The sequence below is a fragment of the Roseibium denhamense genome, from assembly GCF_009711415.1.
Taxonomy (GTDB): Bacteria; Pseudomonadota; Alphaproteobacteria; order Rhizobiales; family Stappiaceae; genus Roseibium; species Roseibium denhamense.
In genome coordinates this window covers 1-689 of the sequence record NZ_SMLZ01000040.1, presented here as the reverse complement: position 1 = coordinate 689, position 689 = coordinate 1, and the positions used below count along the sequence as shown (strand labels likewise).

Here is a 689-nt window from a genome sequence, read left to right as displayed (position 1 = left end):
TGAAAGATCATCTGGATGCGCCGGCGCATCGCGAGTTTGCGTTTCTCGTCCTTGATGGCGAAAAAGTCCTCACCATCGATCAGCACTTCGCCTGTGGTCGGTTTTTGAAGCCCGACAATCATCCGGCCAATCGTGGATTTGCCCGATCCGCTTTCGCCAACAAGGGCGAAGGTCTTGCCCTTTGGAATGTCGAAATCGACCGTGTCGACAGCTGTCAGATATTTCTTCTGTTCCATGGCCAGAAGCCGGTTGAGCCACGGCTTGGACACATCGAAAACCGCGCCGAGCTTCCGGGCGCTGATCAAGGGTGTTTCGCCGGTCATTCAGAGGCTCCAGAGACTTCTTTTGTTTTGGCTTCGTAGGCGGGGTCGTAGAGCCAGCACGCGACTTGGCTGCCCTTGACCGGCTCGAGGACCGGAATGTCGTTGAAACAGGGCGTGAAGCCCTTTTCGCAGCGCGGGTTAAAGGCGCATCCTTTTGGAATGGCGCGCAAGTTCGGCATGGCGCCGGGGATTTGGCTGAGCGTGTGCATCGTGCCCGTTGCGGTCGGCGTGGAGGCCATCAGCCCGACCGTGTAAGGATGGGAGGGAGCGCTCAACACGTTCCGGGTCGGTCCGATCTCGGCGATCCGGCCGGCATAGAGGACGGCAACACGGTCCGTGGATTCCGCGATCACGCCCATATCGTGG

The 689-nt window shown here is 59.2% G+C and carries 2 protein-coding genes; both read right to left on the bottom strand.

Annotated features, from left to right (window positions below; all coding sequences use genetic code 11):
* On the bottom strand, positions 1-323 hold a 323-nt coding region (locus tag E1180_RS00130; RefSeq protein WP_155189070.1), incomplete at its 3' end, for an ATP-binding cassette domain-containing protein.
* Positions 320-689: oligopeptide/dipeptide ABC transporter ATP-binding protein (locus E1180_RS00125; protein WP_341873531.1), on the bottom strand; the 370-nt coding region annotated here is incomplete at its 5' end. The genes E1180_RS00125 and E1180_RS00130, both read right to left, overlap by 4 nt.